The following is a 3,343-nucleotide window of genomic DNA, read 5'->3' as shown; positions in this document are numbered from 1 at the left end:
ACCCCCGGGGCCGTGTGGCTCACCCCACAAGGGGACCAGTGGGGCGTAACGCCTGGCCGGTGCCCTGGGGTGTCCGGGTCGCCGCCGAGGCGGGCTGGCGGCTGCTGGTGCTGGCCGGCACCCTGTGGGTGCTGATGCGGGTCATCAGCGCCATCCAGCTGGTGGTGTTCGCCTTCGTCATCGCCCTGCTGGTCACCGCCCTGCTCCAGCCGACGGTCGCCCGGCTCACCCGGCGCGGGGTGCCGCGCGGCCCGGCCACCGCGCTCACCGCCATCAGCGGCTTCGTCGTCATCGGCCTCATGGGCTGGTTCGTGACCTGGCAGGTGATGGAGAACATCGACACGCTCTCCAACCAGATCCAGTCCGGCATCGACGACCTGCGCAACTGGCTGCTGAAGAGCCCCTTCCACGTCACCGACAAGCAGATCAACCAGATCGCCAAGAACCTCCGCGAGGCGATCGGCGCCAACGCCGACCAGATAACGTCCGCGGGCCTGGAGGGCGTCCAGGTCATCGTGGAGGCCCTCACCGGCATACTGCTGGTGTTCTTCTCGACGCTCTTCCTGCTCTACGACGGCAAGCGCATCTGGGAGTGGTTCCTGAAGCTGGTGCCCGCCGCCGCCCGCCCGGGTGTGGCCGGGGCCGGCCCGCGGGCCTGGCGCACACTGACCGCGTATGTGCGCGGCACGGTGCTGGTCGCCCTCATCGACGCGATCTTCATCGGCATCGGCATCTACTTCCTGGACGTGCCGATGGCCGTCCCGCTGGCCGTGTTCATCTTCCTGTTCTCCTTCATCCCGCTGGTCGGCGCGGTCGCCTCCGGCGCGCTCGCGGTGATCGTCGCACTGGTCACCCAGGGCGTGTTCACGGCACTGATGACGCTGGTGGTGGTGCTCGCCGTGCAGCAGATCGAGGGCCATGTGCTCCAGCCGTTCATCCTCGGCCGCGCGGTGCGGGTGCACCCGCTGGCGGTGGTGCTGACCGTGGCCGCCGGCGGCATGGTGGCCGGCATCGGCGGCGCCGTGGTCGCCGTACCGCTGGTCGCGGTGACGAACACGGTGGTGGGATATCTGCGGACGTACGCGCGGCAGCAGCCCGACGCGGCCGTGGAGGACGGGGCCGCCGGGGAGGAAGCGGCCGCTCCGGCCTCCGGCGAGGGACCCGGGAAGACCGCCGGCGAGGACACCCCGGACACCGGGGACACCGCGAAGGCGGAGGACCAGGGGGCCGCGAACGCCGGGGGCAAGGCCGCCGGGGACGACGTAGACCCCGCCCACGAGGAGTGAGCGGGGTCTTCGGGAGGGGTCCTACTCGGCCAGGACGGCCTCGGCGTCCACGGTGACGGCGATCGCCTGCACCACGGAGGCGATCTTGAACGCCTCCTGGACGGTCTCGCGCTCCACGCCGGCCTTGCGCAGCACCTGCTCGTGCGAGTCCAGGCACATGCCACAGCCGTTGATCGCGGAGACCGCGAACGACCACAGCTCGAAGTCGACCTTCTCCACGCCCGGGTTGCCGATGACGTTCATCCGCAGGCCCGCGCGCAGGGTGCCGTACTCGTGGTCGGACAGCAGGTGCCGGGTGCGGTAGAAGACGTTGTTCATCGCCATGATGGCGGCGGCCGACTTGGCGGCCTGGTACGCCTCCGGCGACAGGTTCGCCTTCGCCTCCGGCTCCAGCTCACGCAGCACGATCGGGGAGCGGGAGGCGATCGCGGTCGCCAGCACCGTGCCCCACAGCTGCTGGGCCGGCAGCTCCGAGTTGCCGATGACCGAGCCCAGGTTGAGCTTCAGGTCCTTGGCGTAGTCCGGGATACGGGACTTCAGGGAGTCGAGCGACACGGGTCACTCACCAGCCAGCAGCGCGACCGGGTCCAGGGTCTCGTCGCCCTTGGACCAGTTGCACGGGCACAGCTCGTCGGTCTGCAGGGCGTCCAGCACCCGCAGGACCTCCTTGGGGTTACGGCCCACGGAACCGGCGGTGACCATCGTGAACTGGATCTCGTGGTTCGGGTCGACGACGAAGACGGCGCGCTGGGCGTAGCCGTCCTCACCCTCGATGCCGAGGTCGCGCATCAGCTCGTGCTTGGGGTCCGCCATCATCGGGAACGGCAGGTCGGTCAGGTCCGGGTGGTCCTTGCGCCAGGCGTGGTGGACGAACTCGGAGTCACCGGAGAAGCCGAGGATCTGGGCGTCGCGGTCGGCGAACTCGTCGTTCAGCTTCCCGAACGCGGCGATCTCGGTCGGGCACACGAACGTGAAGTCCTTGGGCCAGGCGAAGACCACGAGCCACTTGCCCTCGTAGGACTTGTGGTTGATCTGCTCGAACTCCTTGCCCTTCTCCAGCGAGACGCAGGCGGTCAGATCGAACTCGGGGAACTTGTCACCGACAGTGAGCACAGGCTCTCCTTGCAGCGAAGAAACTTCCCTTTTGGGGCGTTTCCCATGGGGTTGGACTCTGCCGATGGTGGCACAGGGTGCATTGATTAGGGAAATAGCTACACTCGGTCGTGTTGATTGGAGGTGCTTATCAGTGACGGTGGGCAATGGAAAGCGACGGCAGCCGACCCTGTCGCAACTGCGGGCGTTCGTCGCCGTCGCCGAGCATCTGCACTTCCGGGACGCGGCGGCGGCCATCGGGATGAGCCAGCCCGCCCTGTCCGGTGCCGTGTCCGCGCTGGAGGAGACCCTCGGGGTGACCCTCCTCGAGCGTACGACGCGCAAGGTACTGCTCTCGCCCGCGGGGGAGCGGCTGGCGGTGCGGGCCAGGGCGGTGCTGGACGAGGTCGGCGCGCTGCTGGAGGAGGCCGAGGCGGTCCGGGCGCCGTTCACGGGCGCGCTGCGCCTCGGGGTGATCCCGACCGTCGCGCCGTATCTGCTGCCGGCCGTGCTCCGGCTGGTGCACGAGCGCTACCCGCAGCTCGACCTCCAGGTGCACGAGGAGCAGACCGCCAGCCTGCTCGACGGCCTGCACTCCGGGCGGCTCGACCTGCTGCTGCTCGCGGTGCCGCTCGGCGTCCCCGGCGTGGTCGAACTCCCGCTGTTCGACGAGGACTTCGTGCTCGTCACGCCGCTCGACCACTGGCTCGGCGGCCGGGAGGGCATACCCCGCGAGGCCCTGAAGGAGCTGCATCTGCTGCTCTTGGACGAGGGCCACTGCCTGCGCGACCAGGCCCTCGACATCTGCCGGGAGGCCGGCCGCGAGGACGCGCCGGTCACCACCACGGCCGCCGGGCTGTCCACGCTGGTGCAGCTGGTGGCGGGCGGCCTCGGCTGCACGCTGCTGCCGCGCACCGCGCTGAAGCTGGAGACCTCCCGCAGCAGCCAGCTGCTCACCGGTTACT

4 protein-coding genes are annotated in these 3,343 nt (G+C 69.7%); 2 read left to right on the top strand and 2 right to left on the bottom strand.

What is annotated here, in order from left to right; all coding sequences use genetic code 11:
• Positions 1-1,286 (top strand): AI-2E family transporter (locus H5J33_RS28270; RefSeq protein ID WP_181797667.1); only part of this gene is annotated, 1,286 nt, incomplete at its 5' end.
• A gap of 21 nt (positions 1,287-1,307) precedes the next feature.
• On the opposite strand, the gene H5J33_RS28265 is transcribed toward H5J33_RS28270, so the two are convergent.
• Positions 1,308-1,841 (bottom strand): alkyl hydroperoxide reductase, encoded by a 534-nt coding sequence (locus H5J33_RS28265; RefSeq protein ID WP_030616493.1) that lies wholly within the window; start codon positions 1,839-1,841, stop codon positions 1,308-1,310.
• A gap of 3 nt (positions 1,842-1,844) precedes the next feature.
• Positions 1,845-2,399 (bottom strand): peroxiredoxin, encoded by a 555-nt coding sequence (locus tag H5J33_RS28260; RefSeq protein WP_030778760.1) that lies wholly within the window; start codon positions 2,397-2,399, stop codon positions 1,845-1,847.
• Between the two features lie 139 nt (positions 2,400-2,538).
• Between H5J33_RS28260 and H5J33_RS28255 the strand changes: the two genes are divergently transcribed.
• A partial coding sequence (locus tag H5J33_RS28255) for a LysR substrate-binding domain-containing protein (RefSeq protein WP_309485510.1) occupies positions 2,539-3,343 on the top strand: 805 nt, incomplete at its 3' end.

The sequence above is a fragment of the Streptomyces sp. WELS2 genome (assembly GCF_013870595.1).
Classification (GTDB): Bacteria; Actinomycetota; Actinomycetes; order Streptomycetales; family Streptomycetaceae; genus Streptomyces.
This window is presented reverse-complemented; position numbering and strand designations above follow the sequence as displayed.